Below are 18,176 nucleotides of genomic sequence, written 5' to 3' on the forward strand. Positions count from 1 at the left end.
GCTGGCGACGCGTTTCAGCATCCGTCCGTAATATGAAACGCGCACGTGCCGGAATCCTCTACCGTAATGAGGCCGGGATCGGTTTACTCCATGGCGCGGACTTCGATACGGCGGTAGCGGAAAGTCGGCGATGGCACTTTCTCAGGAACTTTACCGACTTTCCCACCGTACTTCGGATCGATAGCGATTGTACGGCTCGGCAGCTAACGGAAATCTTGGAGGAAGGTGCGACGATTGGCACAATTCAAGAAGTGAGTGTCTGGTGCGACAGTTTTTCAGACTCTCATGCAAAAATATTATGCCGTTATCCTCATCTGCGCAACGTTAGCGCCCATTCCGAGACCCTTACATCGGAGGGCGCGAGGTGCTTACTCACTCACCGCCGTCTAAGGTCTCTCGATCTGATGGGCTGCGTGCGAGTTACCGACTCGATCATTAGCTCGGATTCAGAAGCAGTCCTTTCACCCTCGATCGCACAACTTGAATTACAGAACACGTTAGTTTCGCAGCCAGTTCAGGATCGGTTGCAAGCTATGGTAACAGCCAACAACTCACGTTAGCGATTGACGTCGTTCGCAATGGTTGAACGCTCAGGTACAATCTTCATTTGACTGCTGTCCTCCGACTCCTGACCTCTGAATTCGTCCCCCTAGTTCCTAGTCCCCAGCCCCTTCCTGCCCCCAGACCTCACACATGAGCCCCCTCACCGCGGCCCGCTGGCAAATGACCGTTTCGCTGGCGTTTCACATGGTCTATGCAGCGATCGGGATTGGCCTGCCGTTGCTGCTGGTGATGGTCGAAGGGATGTACCTGCGCACCGGGCAGGAGCACTACAAAAAACTGGCCATGAAATGGGCCAAGGTGATGGGACTGCTGTTCGCCGTGGGCGCTGTCTCCGGCACTGCCCTGGCATTGGAGTTGGGCCTGCTCTGGCCAAAGTACAAAGAACTGCTTGGAGCGGTCGTCGGGCATATCTTTGGGCTCGAAGGGTATGCGTTCTTTCTCGAAGCGATTTTTATCGGCATCTATCTCTACGGCTGGAACAAGGTCAAGCCGCTGGCGCATTGGCTGTGCGGCGTGGTAATCGCGACAACGGGGATGCTGTCGGGGATCTTCGTCCTCGGTGTGAACGCCTGGATGCAGCAGCCCGTGGGCTTCACGCTCGATGAGGCCGGCGTGGTGACGACCACCGATCCGATCGCCATTTTCAAGCAGCCGTTGTGGTTCTACATGGCCTGGCACAGCACCTTGGCCTGCTACCTGGCGGTCGCCTTTGCCGTGGCCGGTTGGTATGCCTACTTGAGTTTGAAAGGCCGCCGCGATGCCTACACCCGCGCGGGTTTAATCGCCGCGATGGTTCTCGGCGGAGTCTGTGCATTTCTGCAGCCTCTGAGTGGTGACCTGCTCGCGAAGTATGTATTCAAAACGCAGCCGGTCAAGTTTGCAGCGATGGAAGGGCAATTCAAAACCGAACGACGCGCGCCATTGAGAATCGGTGGTTGGCCCGATGAAGAAGCGCAGGAAACGAAATACGCGATTGAGATTCCCGGTGGCTTGAGCATGATTGCAACCGGCGATCCGAATGCCGAAGTCCCCGGTCTCGATCAAGCGCCGCGCGAGAATTGGCCGAACGTGGAACTAACGCACGCGGCTTTCCAGATTATGGTCGGTTCGGGCACCGCGCTGATGTTGGTGACACTCTGGTTCTGGATTGCCTACTGGCGTTATCGCGAGCAGGTGTTCACACATCGCTGGTTGATGTTCGCGTTGTGCGTGACTGCGCCGCTGGGGTTTCTTGGCCTCGAATCGGGCTGGATTGTCACCGAAGTTGGCCGGCAACCTTGGATCATTCAAGGAGTGATGAAAACCAAAGATGCCGTGACCACGGCCGACGGAGTGTTCGGCATGTTCATCGCGTTTACGCTGCTGTATGCCCTGCTCGGAGTGACGGTCATCGTGCTGCTGCGTAAGTTGACGCACACCACTCACGAAACGGAGCCTGCCGCGAAATGATCAACACCGAGTTGCTCATTAACCTGTCGGCCGCGGCTGCCCTGTTCGGCATGATGGCCTATGGCATCCTAGGTGGAGCCGATTTCGGCGGCGGCGTATGGGATTTGTTCGCTGCTGGCCCGCGGCGAAAAGAACAACGCCTGGCGATTCAAAAGGCGATGGGCCCGGTTTGGGAAGCGAACCACGTTTGGCTCATTTTCGTGGTGGTCGTGCTGTTCACTTGTTTTCCGCGGGCCTATTCAAAACTGGCCATCGCGCTGTTTGTGCCGTTTCATTTAGCGCTAGTGGGAATCATGCTCCGCGGCGCGTCGTTCGTATTTCGGTCGTATCAAAGTCAAACGACAGCCGAGTCGGCAGGCACCAGCGTCTGGGGTGTGGTGTTCGGCATCGCTTCGATTATCTCGCCCATCCTGCTCGGCGCTGCGTTCGGTGTGGTGACCGAAGGACTTATTCGTGTATAAGACGGCAAGGTAGTACTTGAGCACGCGCTGTTTTGGTTAACTCCCTATGCTTTGTTGAACGGCCTCCTTGCCCTAGCGACTTGCGCGTATTTAGCAGCCGTTTATTTGACTAACGAGACCAAGGGAGACCTGCGCGAAGACTTCCGCCAGCGGGCAATTATCGCGGGGACTTTGGTCGCCATACTCGCCGGCATTGTGATGGCCTTCGCCTGGTACGAAGCTCATTGGTTCTTTGAACGCTTGCTCAGTCCGCGCTCGTTGCCAGTGGTGCTCGCTGGACTCGCATGCTTCGCCGCGTCAGCCTGGGCCGTATTCACGCGGCGCTACATCTGGAGCCGCGTCTTCGCAGCAGCTGAGATTTGCCTGCTGATTCTGGGCTGGGGACTCGCCCAGCATCCGTATCTGGTTTATCCCGATCTGACTTTCGCTGGTACCGCAGCGCCCGCCACGACCTTACAGTTTCTGGTTCTCTCACTCCCCGTCGGCGCGTTATTGCTGGCGCCGTCGCTTTACTATCTCTATCGCGTTTTCAAGTCAGAATGACCTGTCAGGCTGCGCGTGTTAGATCGTGCAGTGTTCCAGGGGGTGGGCTGGTGTCGAATGCGGTGTCCGCAGTGCGGGCGGCAGGACGTTTGCCTGTTTTCAGCCACTCGCTCAGAAGCAGTTGAGCGCGCTCATTGGCCGAAGTCATGTTCTGCTGCAGTTGCTGGGTAGAACTCATCAACTCCTCCGAGTTCGCCTCGGCCGGCACAAGTAGTCCTGGCCACAAGCAGACTACCGCGCGAGTTCCGGGCCAGGCCAGGGCCATGCGGTCCCAACTGTTGAACCGAGTTGCACAGGTGTAGGCCGTTCCCATGGCAACGATTGGCATGCCAGTGCGTGAGGCGATGTACGTTGTTCCTTCTTTGACTACCCGCCGTGGGCCCTTAGGACCGTCGGGGGTAATCCCCACGTTGGTCCCTTCCACGGTTCGCATCATTTCTCGTAGGGCCCGGGCACCGCCACGACCAGAGGAGCCGCGAATGGCACCGTAGCCGAGATTCGTGACGATGTTGGTGCCAAAGTCGCCGTCGGACGAACTGCTGATCATCACGTGGATGTTGCAGTCATTAAAGCCGCAGCCGTTTACAAATAGATCTTCGTGCCAGGTGGCGTAGATAGCGCCCGAGCGCGTGACGCGAGGATCTTGGGCCGGGTTGGCTACATCGTGGTGCACTCGTAAGGATGAGTACCACAGCCGAAAGCCCCAAGCCAGGGGCAAAGCAAAGCGGTTGAGAAGATGAGGTTTCGACGATCGGTTGCGAGCCATCCGTGACCTTATTCTGGCAGGTGTAATAGCTGCTCTGTTGTAGGTTCTGACACGTGTATGGTAGCGGAATCGCCACCGCCGCGCAGGGCGACTCTCGCCTCCACCCCGATAGCCGACGACTTATTAGTTTTCGGCCGAAAGTATCAAAATCGCCAGCTCGATGTGCCAATCTCTGAAACATTGTGGCGGCAATCGCCATCTGATATTATGAAATGACGTAATTGCTTCCGTCGGAAGCAATTACGTCCCGCCGCAGAACGTTCTTCCCGCCCTTTGGTCAAAATTCATGCGCAGCTACTTCAACGCGCTTGCCAGCATCACTATCGCCACGATTTTCTCGTGCACTGTCGTTGTCGCCGCTGATAGCACTTCCCCTGCGAAGGCGACCTCAGCAGCCTCGCTCGATTTCCAGAACGAGATCCAGCCTGTCTTGTCTCGTCACGGCTGCAATTCGGGGGGCTGCCACGGCAAAGCCAGCGGGCAGAATGGGTTCAAGCTATCGCTGTTTGGCTTCGACGACCGCTTCGACTACGAGGCCATCGTCCGGCATGCTCGTGGGCGACGAATCACCCCCTCAGCACCCGAGCAAAGCCTGTTGCTCCTCAAGGCCACAGGTCAAGTTCCACATGGCGGCGGCCAGCGCTTGGACCCGGATAGCGAAGGCTATCAAACGCTCAAGAATTGGATCGCGGCTGGTGCTCCGGCTTCAGCACCGGATTCGCCCCGCGTCATCAAGTTGCAGATCGAGCCGACGCAGGTCGTGTTTAAGGCTGATCAAACTCAGCAGTTGAAGGTGATTGCCGAATACTCGAATGGTGAGCGGCGAGATGTCACCCGCCAAGCTTCCTTCGACAGCAACTTGGATGTGATTGCGGCGGTCGACGAAGAAGGACTCGTCCGCGTGAATGACGAACGGGGTGAAGCTGCGATCATGGCCCGGTACATGGGGCAGGTCGCGGTTTTTTATGCGATTCGTCCGCATGGCGACGCACTCGCTGAAATTCCTGGCTGGACACCGAACAACTATGTCGACGAACTGGTCGCGGCCAAGTGGAAGAAGTTGGGCCTGCTACCTTCCGGTCCGTGTGACGACGCCACCTTCCTACGCCGGCTGACGATCGATCTGTGCGGTCGTTTGCCAACGAGCATTGAAGCCCGCGAGTTCCTCGCCGATCAAGATGCCAACAAACGCCAAAAGCTGATTGATAAACTGCTCGACTCGCCCGATTACCCGGCGTACTTCGCCACCCGCTGGAGTGCCATTTTGCGCAACAGCAGTTTGGCCGGCGCCGATCGGGCCGCGTATGCGTTTCATAGTTGGATCAAGGACAATCTGGCCGAGAATCGGCCCTACGATCAATTTGTGCGCGGCATCGTGGCCGCCGCTGGTGAGTGGCAAGATTCGCCCGCGATCAACTGGTATTGGCAAAGCCGCGACGATCAACTGCATACGGTCTCTGCCGACACCGCGCAGGTGTTTCTCGGCCTGCGACTGCAATGTGCCCGCTGCCATCATCATCCGTACGAGCGCTGGGGGCAGGAAGATTACTACGGGTTAACGGGCTTCTTCACCCGCCTGGGCCGCAAGAGTTTTGGTGAGCCGCCACCTTACTTTGCTTCAGCCAACGTCAGCACCGGCGAGAAGAATCCGCTGACGGGAAAGACACCGGAACCGAAGTACCTGGATGGTGAGTATGCCAAGTTCACGCCCGAAGAGGATCCGCGGCACGCGCTGGTCGATTGGATGGCCAAGCCCGAGAATCCGTTCTTCGCCAAGGTGCTGGTGAATCGTTACTGGGGGCACTTCTTCGGCCGCGGCATCGTCCACGAAGTGGACGACCTGCGCGAATCGAATCCGCCTTCGAATCCCGAATTGCTCGCTGCGCTGACGAAGGATTTTGTCGCTCACAAGTTCGACATGAAGCACATGATTCGGACCATGGTCAGCAGCCGGGCCTATCAGCTTTCCAGCGAGCCGACCGAACACAATCGGCACGATAAGCAGAATTATGCCCGCTACTATGCCAAGCGGGTCATAGCCGAAGTCTTTGCGGACGCGGTCGATCAAGCGACAGGCAGCAAGACAAAGTACAACAACATGTCCGCCGTCAGCCGGGCTGTCGATCTGCCTCACGAAGGGTTTGGTTCGTACTTTCTGGATACCTTCGATCGCCCTCGTCGCGTCAGCAGTTGCGAGTGCGAGCGGGCAACCGGCGCAACGCTGGCGCAGGTGCTGCTGCTGGCCAATAGTGACGATCTGGAAAACAAGATTGCCAGTGGCACTGGCAAAATCGCGACGCTGGTGAAGGAGAAGCGGCCGGCGAAAGAAATCATCGACGAACTTTATCTCGGCGCGCTCGCTCGTTTCCCGAACGCTGATGAACTGACCAAAACGCATACGTTTGTCGAAAGCTTGCCTGCCGATAAGCAACAGCAGGCGCTGGAAGATATCCTGTGGGCGGTGCTCAATACCCGCGAGTTCATGTTCAATCGCTAACGAAATGGTTTCTAGGTCAAGGTCCACAACCTTGAGCTTTGAACCTGAAATTTTAGACACGAGATCAATTCATGTTGACCATTCACGGCGAATCCTTTGCGAATTGCGACCGCGTCCCGCGACGTGACTTTTTGAAGGTCGGCGCGCTCACGCTGGGTGGCCTCTCGCTGGCCGATCTGCTGCGGTATCAGGCTCAGGCTGCCAGCGCACCGGCGAAGAAGAAAGCGGTCATCCTGCTGTACCTGGCGGGCGGCCCGAGCCATATCGACATGTATGATCTCAAGCCCGATGCTCCTGCCGAAATTCGGGGCGAGTTCCGGCCGATCAAGACCAACGTGGCTGGCATCGATATCGGCGAGCATTTGCCGCTGCAAGCCAACGTGATGCACCAGATGTCGATCGTCCGGTCGGCGTATCACACCAATGCCGGCCACGGCATGGGCAGCCAATGGATGCTCACGGGGTGGCAGCCCACGATTGAAGTGAACGACAACATCTACCCCGCCACGGGTTCGGTCGTTGCCAAGGTGAAGGGGCCGAATGAACCGGGCTTGCCCGCGTATGTTACGCTGCCAAATCGCACGCCGTTTAGCAAAGCGGCTTACCTGGGCGCGGAGTGCAACCCGTTCACTCCCGATGCCGATCCCAACCAAGATGGCTTTCAGGTTCGCAACTTGAAGTTGCCGGGTCGGGTTACGCCCGAGCGGCTCGATCGCCGCCGCAATCTGCTCACGCAACTTGACCAGGTTCGCCGCGATCTCGATACCAAGGGGGATATCGTCGGCATCGATAAGTTCTATCGCGACGCGATGGAAATGGTCACCAGCGATAAGGCTCAAAAAGCGTTCAATCTGAAGGACGAGGATCCCAAGCTGCGGGAGAAGTACGGTCGGCACGACCTGGGCCAATCCTGCCTGCTTGCGCGCCGGCTGGTCGAAGCGGGGGTTACGTTCGTTACGGTGCAAACCGGCGGCGGTTGGGACACGCACGGCGACAACTTCAATCAATTGAAAAACAGCCTGCTGCCCAAGTACGACCGGGCCTTGACGGCGCTAGTGCAAGACATTCACGACCGTGGCCTGGCCGAAGACGTGCTGGTCATCAGCTATGGCGAATTCGGCAGGACACCGCGAATCAATCCCGGCGCAGGTCGCGATCACTGGCCAGGTGCCATGAGCGTGGTTTTTTCGGGTGGCGGCCTGAAGATGGGGCAGGCCATCGGCGCCACGAACGACAAAGCGGAGTATCCCACCGAGAAGCCTTACACCCCGGGCTGTGTCCTCTCGACGATGTATCACTGCCTGGGCATCGACTACAAGCAATCGTTTTTCGATCACGCCCGCCGTCCGATGCAAATCCTCAACGAAGGAAAGCCGATCGCGGAGTTGGTGTAGCGGTATGGTTCCTGGCATCGACCCTAAAGTCGATTACGCTTTCAAAAAGCTGCTTGGTTCGGAGAGTTCGGCCGACCTGCTCGTTTCGTTTTTGAATGCGGTCCTCGATCCACCGCCCCATCAGACGATTCAGCAAGCCGAGATTCTGAACCCGTTTCAACCTCAGGAGTCGGAGGATGACAAGCTTTCGATTTTAGATATCAAAGCCCGTGATGAGACGGGGCGATTATTCAACATCGAGATGCAACTGGTGCCGGCTTATTTTCTGCCGGAGCGGATCCTGTATTACTGGGCTCGCTTGTTTCAGGATCAACTGTTTGCTGGCGACGACTATAGTGAACTAAGGCCGACGATTTCCGTCTGTATCAGCAGCTTGCCGATGTTTCCGCAATCTGAGCATGCACACTCCAAGTTTCGCTTACTCGAGGAAAGGTCGGCCTTTCCGTTTACCGACCGGATTGAACTGCATACGCTAGAATTAGAGAAGTTTCGCAACGGGGAGGCGGCGATTGCCAGCGACCTGGAACGTTGGATGTACTTTCTGAAACATGCCGCAGGATTCGACCAGGCCAAGCTTCCGCAGTCCCTCGATCGCCCCGTCTTTCACCGTGCCATGGAGGTTTTAACCATGATTCAGCAGAATCGAGCCGAACACGAATTGTACGAGGCACGGCTGAAGTTTCAGCTCGACGAAAATACGAAACGGAAGATGATGGAGACGGGAATTCAGCAAGCTCTGGAGCGAGGCTTGAAGGAAGGGCTTGAACAAGGGCTTGAACAAGGGCTTCAGCAAGGAATCACAACCGGTGCGGTCATCGAGCGCATCAGGATCTTCGAAGAATTGCTCGGAAAGGCCGTTTCGCCAGCAGAGGTTTTGAGTGAGTTGACGCTCGATCAACTCAATGAGCGAGCAGCAATGCTAAAGTCAGAATGGACTGATCGAAATGCCCGCAATTAGAAACATCCTTCGGATCGCACTGCCAGTTCTGCTGGTCATGCTTTCTTCGCCCCTGATCTTCGCTGAACTTCCTTCGCCACGACTCGACCGTGTGAATCCGCTGGGGGCTGCTGCGGGGACATCGTTGGAAGTGCAAGTGTCGGGCGCGGAGATTGAAGACTTGCAAACTCTGGTGTTTGATCATCCGGGGATTGTCGCGAAGCCCGTAGAAGGGAAGGATCTGAACAAAGATCGCAAGTTCCAGGTGACGATTGCCGCCGATGTGCCGGAAGGAACTTACGATGCGCGCGTTACGACCAAGTGGGGCATGAGCAGCCCGCGGTTGTTTGCCGTCTCTCATGGCCTGGCCGATATGGCCGAGCAAGAGCCGAATAATGAGAACGCGACGGCCCAGCAGCTCTCGGTGAATACTGCGCTCAATGGCCAGAGTGACGGCAATGATCGGGACGTGTTTCGCGTCGCACTCAAGGCTGGCCAGCGGATTACCGTCGATTGCCAGTCGGCGCGGCTCGATTTGCAACTCGATGCCGTGATGCAACTCCTCAGCGTCGATGGCCGCCAACTGGCGAGCAGCGGTGATTATTTTGGTCGCGATCCATTCATCGATTTTCAAGCAACTGCAGATGGTGACTACTTCATCGTCGTTCACGATTTGTCCTATCGCGGTGGACTTCCCTATCGCCTGATCGTGAGTAACCGACCATTCGTCGAAAACGTCTTTCCTCGCGCGGTGCAAGTCGGCCAGACTAGCGAACTGACAGCCTGGGGACGCAATCTGTCGGGCAATTCGGAAGGCAAGTTCTCGCTCACGCCGCCTGCCGATGCTGCGATCGGCATGTATCGATTCCTGGAACATCCCACGGCTCACTCCGTCGCTCCGACGGCGGCCACTTGTACGCTCAACGGATTCCAGGTTCGTCCTGATTTTGGCGGTGCGTCCCTTAACGCAGTCCCGGTGTTGCTGGTCGATACGCCGGTCAGTGTCGAGAAGGAACCCAACGAGACCCTCGAAACTCCGCAGCCCATCACGCTTCCCGCCGTGATCAGCGGGCGCTTCGATCAGCAGCGCGACGCCGACTGGTACGAATTCAGTGTTGAGGAAACGGGGCCATACGCGCTCGATGTCTATTGTGAGCGGATTGCTGGGCAGGCTGATCCGTATGTCGTGCTAGTCGATGAGAGGGGAAATCGGTTTCAGGAACTCGATGACTTCGGTCATCGCCAAGGACCGTTTGATGGGCACCTGCGCGACCCTTCGGGGATGGTGAATCTGACCGCGAAGCAGAAGTATCAATTGCTCGTGCAGGATCGCTATCGTCGCGGTGGACCGCGGTATCAGTACGTCCTGTCGCTGCGCAAGCCCAAGCCTGACTTTTTCGTAGCCGCCATTCATCACCAGAATCCCGGCCCCGGCGGTACCACGTTGCGAGCAGGCTCGGCTATCTACCTCGACCTGATCATCCACCAACGGGATGGCTACAAGGGAGCGGTCGTCATCACCGCGGAAAACTTGCCGCCGGGCGTTCATTGCGAGGCCACGTCGATTGTTTCAAACTCGCACGGTTCGGTCGTCCTTTCGGCCGATGAGCATGCGGCCAACTTCGACGGACCGATCAAGCTGATTGCCACGGGCAAGCAGGGGGACGAAACGATCGTTCGCGAAGTTCGTCCTTACGCACGCGTTTGGCAGGACAATCCGGCTTCGAGCCGTCCAACACGGCAGACTTTCATTTCAGTGCGCGAGCAGGCCCCTTTCGGTTTGCAGTTTGAAAACGACAAGCTGACGATTGAAGCCGGCAAGAAGGGAGAGGCGAAGGTGCAACTGAAGCGACTCTGGCCCGACTTCAACGGGCAGCTGAGTTTGCAGTCGTTCGCGCCGCCCAATTCCATCAAGCTGAACTTGCCTCAAATTGCGGCGGGGGCGAATGAAGCAACCGTCACATTTGATGTGCAGAACAACACGCAGCCTGGCGAATATACGATTACGCTGCTCGGGCAGGCCCAGGTTCCCTTTGAGAAAGATCCGAAGAAGGGGAAGGCCAACACGCTCGTCACGCTGGCCTGCAAGCCGATCACGATAACCGTGTCGGCTGCAGCGAAGTGATTGTAACGTGGGCTTTTGCCCGCGTATTATCTACCGGTATGCGTAGGCTAAAAACCACGTTACTTAACACCTACAACTTCTTGATCTTGATGTTCCGCAGGCTCAGCGGCAGGCCATGATCTTGAAAACCGATGGCACCGGTTTTGGGACGAGCCTTCAGTTTGTCGGTTGTTAAATCAACAACGTTGACTGTCTCGCCATTGAGCACGACTGTCAGGTTGTCGCCTTTGGCTGTGATGACAAAGCGGTTCCATTCGCCGGCAGCTTTCGCGGCGCTCTTGGTTGGTGGGATGCTGGGGATGATGCCACCGCTGTCGTGATCGGTCAGCTTGGCTCCTGCGGGCTTACCGTGCGAATCGTAGATTTGCACTTCGATCCCCGTAGCGACAGGCTGTTTCACATCGCCCACGTGAAAATAGAACCCGCTGTTACCCTTCGTCTCCACCTTGTACTCAAAATCGATCTCAAAATCTTGGTAATCTCCTTTGAGCCACAGGTAGGCATCATAACGCTGCCAGCCCTTTTCACCGTCCCGCGGTTTGAGCGTAACGACTCCGTCGTCTCCCAGAATCCAATTCCCGGTGGTGGTCCAGTTCTTGGTGAGATCCTTGCCGAGCAGATCGTCGTCCGCAGTTGCCAAGGACGAGAGCATGCAGAGCGAGAGCGTAATCAGACCAGTAGCGAGAACGAGATTCTGTGAATGACTTTTCATTGCGTTTGCTTTCCAAAGGAGAGGACCAGAACCTGCTGCAATTCTGGCTGGTGGTGAATAATCTCGCTACTACCCATCAAAATGGCCTGATATACTTCCTGATACCCCTGCCCGCAGCTTGTGCTGCAAACCACCCGCCGGAGATTCTTCATGGATCACGAAGATCGCTGCCGCCAGTCGGCCCGCCGTACTTTTCTGCAAGCGGGTTGCCTCGCCGCTCTTGGTTTGGGACTACCACAGTTGCTGGCCGCGCGGACGATTGGTCGCGTGAGTGCTGGTGGCGGCAGAGCCAAGAGCTGCATCTTGCTGTTTGCGACCGGTGGCCCTGCCCAACAAGAAACGTTCGATCCGAAGCCCGATGCAGATATTGCAGTCCGCGGTGAGTTCGACCCCATTGTGACGAATGTTCCCGGCATTCAAATCTGCGAGCATCTGCCGCGGTTGGCCGCCCAAGCGGACAAGTTCGCGATCATTCGGTCGACCTATCATAAGAGCGGCACCCACGGCGTCGGCGTGCACTACAACATGACCGGGCTCAAGCATGCTCCGCGGCAACAAGGCGAGCCGCAGGTCTCGCGGCTCGATCCACCCTGCATCGGCGGCGTGGTTCGCCAGTTACGTGGCGACCTGAACGGCTTGCCGGCTTCGGTGCAGTTACCAGTGCGAATCGGCGACCAGAATAACTTTCAGTGGGGCGGACAGCACGCCGGATTTCTGGGGGCGAAGTTCGATCCGCTCATGCTGATCGACGATTCGTGGACGCCCGGCACATTGCCTCCCGCTTTTCTGCCCCATCCCGAAATTGGCCTCGCGCGCATGGCCAACCGCATGGACCTGCTGCATCAACTGGAAGCACCTCGCCGTACTCTGCCGTCCGAAGAGATCGCCACTTATCAATTGGCACAGCAACGCGCAACAAGCGTGCTCGAGTCGAAATCGGCATGGGAATCGTTTCTGCTCGACGGTGAGCAGCCATCCACAATCGAGCGCTATGGCGATAACAAGTTCGGCCGCAGTTGCCTCGTCGCTCGGCGGTTGGTCGAAGCCGGCGTGGGACTCGTGACCGTGCCCTGGATGCACCTGGTTTCGACCAAGAACTTCGATACACATTCGCAGCACTTTAAGCTGATGAAGGATTTGCTCCTCCCGCCGGTCGATCAGGCTCTATCGGCCCTGCTCGAAGATTTGCACGACCGTGGCCTACTCGACGAAACGTTGGTGGCCTGGACGGGCGAGTTCGGACGGACACCGAAGATTAACAACAACGCTGGTCGCGACCACTGGGGTAATGTTTATAGCACCCTGCTGGCCGGCGGCGGCATTCGCGGTGGGCAAGTCTATGGATCGAGCGACAAGCAAGCCGGCGAACCGGTCGATCATCCAGTTCACACCACCGACTTTGTGGCGACCATCTATCACGCGCTAGGCTACGGCCCGACAACGGTGGTGCACGATGCAGGTGGTCGTCCCCATCCCATCGTGCAAGGCAAGCCCATTACGGCTCTGTTTTAGGCACGCTGTCTGGCACATCGAGCGCGGGGTTTTGCGCAAAGAAGCCTGCGGGAACGAGCGAAAATCCGGAGTGAGCCGCGGACATCACGGGCCATTCTTCGGCCCGAGGTACGTGAGTCACGGTCATCGTGTACCACATTACCAAGTCCTGCTTCTCCAGTGATTCATCGCCGCTCCACTGCGGCAGGCCTTCGCCCGCCGCTCGTTGCCGCGGATAGTCCCCAGCAGCGTGCAACTCTTTGTCCTTTTGCTGGGTGACCCAAAGGTGATGGTCAATATAACCGGCACGCTTGCGGATGATCGATGTCGGGCCCAGCTTGGGAACGCAATTGCTGCCTGGCTCCAGCAAGTAGCCAGAAAAGTGCCCGAGGTCGTTCGTCACGGTTGGGTTATAGACCTTCCAACGCCGATGTTCTTGCAAATTCAGATTCCGCCGTGCTTCGCGCTCCGTACGCAGAGGCGTTTCAAGATGGACGAAGGCATTGGCCGCGGGATTGTCTGGCCCCGCTGGTGCTGGTTTCACGCTCGTCTCGACCACGCTATTGCCGGAGCCGTCGATATCGAAGTCCAGGCGAAAACTGAAGATATGTTGGTGGTTAGCAGCGACAACACTTTTGCCTACGAGCGTCCCGTAGCGCTGGTCACCCTTCGCTTCGCCTGTCGCGCCGCGTTCGACGGCTGCACACTTCTCGCACTTCTGCGGCACGACGCCCTTCACCAGTAAAATGCCCGTCAGGTCGACGCGCGCTTCCAGCGTACCGTCCTGGTGGAAGATCCAATTCAGCCCGTAGTCGTAATTGCCTACGGTGGTCACGGTGCCAATCACCAGTTGTCTCGCGCGACGGATGGCGACCTTCCCCGATGTTTCGTCATAGTGCTTCCAAAGCACGCCGCCATCCTGTTCGTAAATCGCTACCGAGGTGGGCTTCGTATAAGGCTGACCGTAGTCGTCGACGAATGTCGTATCGAATAGCCGGGCATTGGCTGGTACGTCCTGACCCAAGATCAATGAATTGCAAGTGCGCCCGAGGCCATATTCACCTTGATCGAAAGCGCTGCGCCAATTCCAGTTCGCCGCGGCATCGCCGTAAGGCACAACCATCTCAGCCACCGAAGCGCGATGCAGGATCGAACGCACTTTCTCTTTCTCTTCGTACCCGATGGTATGCAGCACCAGTCCTTCGCGCGGATGCAAGGAGTAGCGAAATCGCCACTTCTGCCAGCGAATCTCGTTCCCTTCAACCTCGAAGCTCGGCCCCTCTGGCTGAGAGATCAGGAGTGGCTTCGGTACCGAGCGTGGCGGAATGTTGTTTTTCGCAAAAAAGTCGGTACCAGGATCGTTGGAAACTGGCACTACGCCGGTATCGACCAACTGCTGCACTTTGCCTGTATCGAGATTCACAAGCGCGATCACTCCTTCGACCGGCCGCCCATAGGCGTTCACACCTTCGCCTCGATAGAACGACAGCACCCGCATCAGTCTGGCGGTCTCTGCCCCAGGAACCGACAGGAAACCAGGGGCCCAGCCATCGAGGTTGACCTGCTCGAACTTCTCGATGCCGCGTTTTTTCATCGCCGCTTGCCACAGCGGATCGGCCCGCACGATGTTCGCCACCCGCTCGTATTCTTCAAGTAGCACGGTGGGATGAATGCCGGGCAGTTCTTGCCAACTTGTCAATTTGCCTGCAGCAAGATCGACGGTCGCTTCGTAACTGCGGCGCGCTTGCCGATCGAGCACTACTGCACTCGCGCGGCGAGGAACGCTTTTGCCTGCGGCGAGTCCGTGCAGTTCTTGCTTCGTCGGTTCTTGCAAGGCGAGCATTGGGAAAAGGAGTTCCCCTCGCTTGCCGTGTCCCGCGCAGATTAGGTCGACGCTGCGGTTGAGTTCTGCTTCGGTGAGCGGCAGGAGCGGATGAAGACTCTCTGCTGCGCAGGTCATGTGAACAACTACGAAGAAGCACCAAGTTAAGCCAATGACAGATTTCATCGGGTGGAGTCCTTACGGGCAGGCGCGCGGCAGAGCGACCAATCTTGGGCAAGCAATTGGATTGCCACTACTGTCGCTATTTTCAGATGTCTTGCAATGCGAGTCGCCGGGTATTGAGCGTTCTCGCCAATTGCCAATTTTCTGTTTGGCAAAATCGCGTCTGTGCGCTAGACTATGCCCAATCCCCTCCACCAAGCCTCGCTTGGTCTTCCTGCCGCAGACCCATTCACGCCATCCCCACTCCGGAGCATACGCATGCCAGCGTGGCTCGCGCCGAGACAGAAGCTGCGTTCTCACACCCGGCCCATCCTTGCGGCTATAGCAGGACTGTTGTTGCTGACCGCATGTACGGTCAAGCCGAAATCTCGTGAAGATGAGACCACGACAGATTTTCGGCAGATATCTCGGGCCTACGATTTGGTCATCGACGGTAAGAAGCGTCCTCCCAAAGACGTGTCTGAACTGCGTCCTATCTTGCATGATTTACATCAAGCCAAGATGGGCGATGAACCTGACAAAGTGCTAACATCGGCTCGTGATGGCCAACCTTACGTGATTATCTACAACGTTCCGCTAGGTTTAGATGGCTCGAATGACGTTTTCATTTACGAAAAAAATGGAGCGAATGGTGCGAGGTATGTGATGACAGTGGGGCGGGTTGTCTCTCAAGTTGCGGACAGCAGTTTTTTTCACCAGTCATTCGCAAAGGGCCATCGTCCCGAACGCTAAAGGGATTTTTGTTTGTGCCAAGCGATTGGAGGAAGTTGTAAATGATGCGCGTCCATTCAGTACGTCCTGCCCACCGCGGATTTACGCTCGTTGAACTACTCGTGGTAATTGCAATTATCGGTGTCTTAGTGGCGCTGCTACTGCCTGCAGTTCAAGCTGCCCGAGAAGCTGCGCGACGGATGCAATGCAGCAATCATTTAAGACAAATCGGCCTCGGTTTTCAGCATCATCACGATTCACATTTAAGTCTTCCGAGCGGCGGTTCCGGCGTAGACGTTGCCCGCACTTTAGTCGGGGGCTCACCAGCCATTGGCACCGATCAGGCCTGGAGTTGGGCCTACCAGATTTTTCCATTTATCGAGCAATCCGCGTTGTTTGTTGAACCGATCGACGACAATGTCAAAAAAGCAACAGTCAAGATGTACTTCTGTCCTACGCGTCGTTCTCCCCAAGTTTGGAACGTGATGGCAAGTACAACGAATGGAATGCGGGCTCAAATTGACTACGTGGGTTGTCGCGGTTCGCAAAACAACGGAGAAGACGGCTTAGTTTCTCGAGCACAGCTCGCCTCCCCAATTATCACTCGATTTCAGCACGCAACCGATGGCCTTTCGAATACGCTGCTGGCGGGAGAGCGTTGTTGGGCAATCGATTGGTATCGTACTCCCGGTGGACCTGAAAGCGACTGGTACCGCGGCGGTTATCTCAGCGGGTATACAGGCAATTCGGGCCAAACGTTTCTCTGCCTTGCTGGGACCAACGTACCAATCCCGGATCCCCGCGGTCCCTTTCCTACGACAACAGTACCGCTGCTGATGGCAAAAAGCTTTGGCTCGGCGCATCCTGCCGGAATCAATGTCGTTCTTGGGGACGGCTCGGTTCGCAATGTTAGCTTCAATGTCTCGGGGGCAGTCTTCCTCAACTTTGCTGATCGGGACGATGGAAATGCCTTCAATCCCGGCGATTTGAATTAACGTTCGCGTGGCCGTGGCAATTGGCATCTTCGTTACAGTCCGCACCTGTCGGCGGGGGATCGCGGAAATGTCGGTAAGAGTGCGAACACGCTGACGGGCGGTCTTTGGGGGCGGCAAGCATACTGGCGGAGAGACTTCTCTTGTCTTTCCTGCGAGTCGTTATGTCGACGATCGTTGCACCCCCTGAAGTGGTTTCGCCCATTTCGACTACAAGTTCATCGCCTGTGCCTGCTCAGCAGCAGCCGACGAAGTTTTATCGCCCTGAGTTAGACGGTTTGCGATTCTGCTGTTTTCTGGCTGTGTTTATCGGCCATTCGTTCTTGATCTCGCCGCAGATGTTCTCCGGCAGCGGGCCAATGATGGCGGAACTAGGCCGCTGGCTCGTTGCCATCATGAATATGGGTTACGTCGCCGTGGGGGCGTTCTTTGTCCTCAGTTCCTATTTGATCACCGAACTTCTGCTGCGCGAGCACGAGCGAACGGGACGAATCGATATCGGCGCGTTTTACGCGCGGCGGGCCTTGCGAATTTGGCCGCTGTACTACTTCTTCTTGATTGTGACGTTAGTCGTTGAACGAAGTTGCGGACTCGCCAGTATCCCGACCGCCGACCTACCTTGGTACTTCACCTTTTTAGGGAATTGGCAGATCGTCACTTCCGCTCACATCCCGCACTCCGCTGCCCAGTTGTTGTGGACGGTCGCGATCGAAGAGCAGTTTTACCTGGTTTGGCCTGTGCTCATTGCCTTCATTTCGCCGAAGCGACTGGTCTGGGCGTGCCTGGCACTCCTCCTTGCTGGATCGGTGACCAGAATCTGGTTGTGGCAAACGGGAGCTTCGCACTTCGCCATTTACTTCAACACGGCGGTCCACTTTGACACAATCGCGTGGGGCGCTCTGCTGGCGATCGGCACCCGCTGTGGTTGGTTGGATAGCTGGTCTGCTGCGGCTCGCTGGTCGCTTGTTACCGGGGGCGTTGTCGCAGCGATTCTCACGCAACGCTATCTGGCGGACGTTCAACCCTTCCCCGCTTGGCCGGTGATTGCCTATCCGCTGTTTGCCTTGGCGGCACTGGCGGTGGTTGCCGGCGCAATCCGGTTGAACGCAGAACAGACCAGTCCTTTAACACACCCCTGGCTCGTTCACCTGGGAAAAATTTCGTACGGACTCTACATCTGGCATTTGCTCGCAATTCTGCTCGTCTATCGACTGGGTTGGTGCGCGCCTCGCAGTCCTGGGACGATACTGTTCGCATTGCCATTAACGATCTTGCTGGCGGAGTTGTCATACATCTGGGTCGAAAAGCCGTTCTTAGCCTGGAAAGAACGCTACGCCCGGGCCGATGCCAAACCGGAAGGTCTGCCCCGGCAATCGGCCGTTGCTGAGATTTAGTATCAGCTACGGCCACAATTTTCCTGTTTCATTCGCTGGCGTTCTCTTGCCAGCTTGACGCTATTTCGCACTCGTCCTACGATTCCGGCTCAGGTCCGGTGTTCAGAACAGCGGGCCGCTATAGAATGCAGTAGG

Annotated in this window: 12 protein-coding genes and 1 pseudogene; 10 read left to right on the plus strand and 3 right to left on the minus strand. The window is 57.0% G+C overall.

Going from position 1 to position 18,176, the window contains the following annotated elements:
• Positions 1 to 693: 693 nt before the first annotated feature.
• On the plus strand, positions 694 to 2,013 hold the full coding sequence (locus ETAA8_RS15520; protein WP_145089930.1) for a cytochrome ubiquinol oxidase subunit I: 1,320 nt from the start codon (positions 694 to 696) through the stop codon (positions 2,011 to 2,013).
• Positions 2,010 to 3,017: pseudogene (locus ETAA8_RS35280) on the plus strand (cytochrome d ubiquinol oxidase subunit II). The gene ETAA8_RS15520 and the pseudogene ETAA8_RS35280 overlap by 4 nt, the downstream one beginning before the upstream one ends.
• 4 nt (positions 3,018 to 3,021) lie before the next feature.
• On the opposite strand, the gene ETAA8_RS15530 reads toward ETAA8_RS35280, so the two are convergent.
• Positions 3,022 to 3,783 carry a lysophospholipid acyltransferase family protein gene (locus ETAA8_RS15530; RefSeq protein ID WP_145089932.1) on the minus strand — a complete coding sequence of 254 codons (762 nt, stop codon included), beginning with the start codon at positions 3,781 to 3,783 and terminating at the stop codon, positions 3,022 to 3,024.
• Between the two features lie 286 nt (positions 3,784 to 4,069).
• Between ETAA8_RS15530 and ETAA8_RS15535 the strand changes: the two genes are divergently transcribed.
• The 4 genes from ETAA8_RS15535 to ETAA8_RS15550 all read left to right on the plus strand — a co-directional run bounded on the left by ETAA8_RS15535 (position 4,070) and on the right by ETAA8_RS15550 (position 10,736).
• Positions 4,070 to 6,280, plus strand: coding sequence for a DUF1549 and DUF1553 domain-containing protein (locus tag ETAA8_RS15535; RefSeq protein ID WP_145089935.1), 2,211 nt, complete (start codon positions 4,070 to 4,072; stop codon positions 6,278 to 6,280).
• Positions 6,281 to 6,351: 71 nt separating this feature from the next.
• On the plus strand, positions 6,352 to 7,674 hold the full coding sequence (locus ETAA8_RS15540) for a DUF1501 domain-containing protein (RefSeq protein ID WP_145089939.1): 1,323 nt from the start codon (positions 6,352 to 6,354) through the stop codon (positions 7,672 to 7,674).
• A 4-nt stretch (positions 7,675 to 7,678) separates the two neighbouring features.
• Entirely contained in the window at positions 7,679 to 8,632 is a 954-nt protein-coding gene (locus ETAA8_RS15545) for an Rpn family recombination-promoting nuclease/putative transposase (protein WP_145089942.1), read from the plus strand.
• Positions 8,619 to 10,736 (plus strand): PPC domain-containing protein, encoded by a 2,118-nt coding sequence (locus ETAA8_RS15550; RefSeq protein WP_145089945.1) that lies wholly within the window; start codon positions 8,619 to 8,621, stop codon positions 10,734 to 10,736. Before ETAA8_RS15545 ends, ETAA8_RS15550 begins: the two co-directional genes overlap by 14 nt.
• A gap of 70 nt (positions 10,737 to 10,806) precedes the next feature.
• On the opposite strand, the gene ETAA8_RS15555 is transcribed toward ETAA8_RS15550, so the two are convergent.
• Positions 10,807 to 11,448, minus strand: a complete 642-nt coding sequence (locus tag ETAA8_RS15555; RefSeq protein ID WP_145089948.1) for a 3-keto-disaccharide hydrolase — start codon at positions 11,446 to 11,448, stop codon at positions 10,807 to 10,809.
• Positions 11,449 to 11,598: 150 nt separating this feature from the next.
• Here ETAA8_RS15555 and ETAA8_RS15560 point away from each other — a divergent pair, with 150 nt between their 5' ends.
• Positions 11,599 to 12,960, plus strand: a complete 1,362-nt coding sequence (locus ETAA8_RS15560; protein ID WP_145089951.1) for a DUF1501 domain-containing protein — start codon at positions 11,599 to 11,601, stop codon at positions 12,958 to 12,960.
• On the opposite strand, the gene ETAA8_RS15565 is transcribed toward ETAA8_RS15560, so the two are convergent.
• Entirely contained in the window at positions 12,944 to 14,947 is a 2,004-nt protein-coding gene (locus tag ETAA8_RS15565; protein ID WP_145089954.1) for a primary-amine oxidase, read from the minus strand. The two genes, ETAA8_RS15560 and ETAA8_RS15565, sit on opposite strands and share 17 nt — an antisense overlap.
• A gap of 255 nt (positions 14,948 to 15,202) precedes the next feature.
• On the opposite strand from ETAA8_RS15565, the gene ETAA8_RS15570 reads away from it, so the two are divergent.
• From ETAA8_RS15570 to ETAA8_RS15580, 3 genes are all read left to right on the plus strand, one after another.
• Complete coding sequence (locus ETAA8_RS15570) at positions 15,203 to 15,676, plus strand: hypothetical protein (RefSeq protein WP_145089957.1); 474 nt, start codon at positions 15,203 to 15,205, stop codon at positions 15,674 to 15,676.
• Between the two features lie 41 nt (positions 15,677 to 15,717).
• Positions 15,718 to 16,650: a DUF1559 domain-containing protein gene (locus ETAA8_RS15575; protein WP_145100588.1), complete on the plus strand. Its 933-nt coding sequence runs from the start codon at positions 15,718 to 15,720 to the stop codon at positions 16,648 to 16,650.
• A gap of 161 nt (positions 16,651 to 16,811) precedes the next feature.
• Positions 16,812 to 18,041 (plus strand): acyltransferase family protein, encoded by a 1,230-nt coding sequence (locus ETAA8_RS15580; protein WP_145089960.1) that lies wholly within the window; start codon positions 16,812 to 16,814, stop codon positions 18,039 to 18,041.
• Positions 18,042 to 18,176: the final 135 nt, after the last annotated feature.

It is taken from the genome of Anatilimnocola aggregata, from assembly GCF_007747655.1.
In the GTDB taxonomy this organism is placed as follows: Bacteria; Planctomycetota; Planctomycetia; order Pirellulales; family Pirellulaceae; genus Anatilimnocola; species Anatilimnocola aggregata.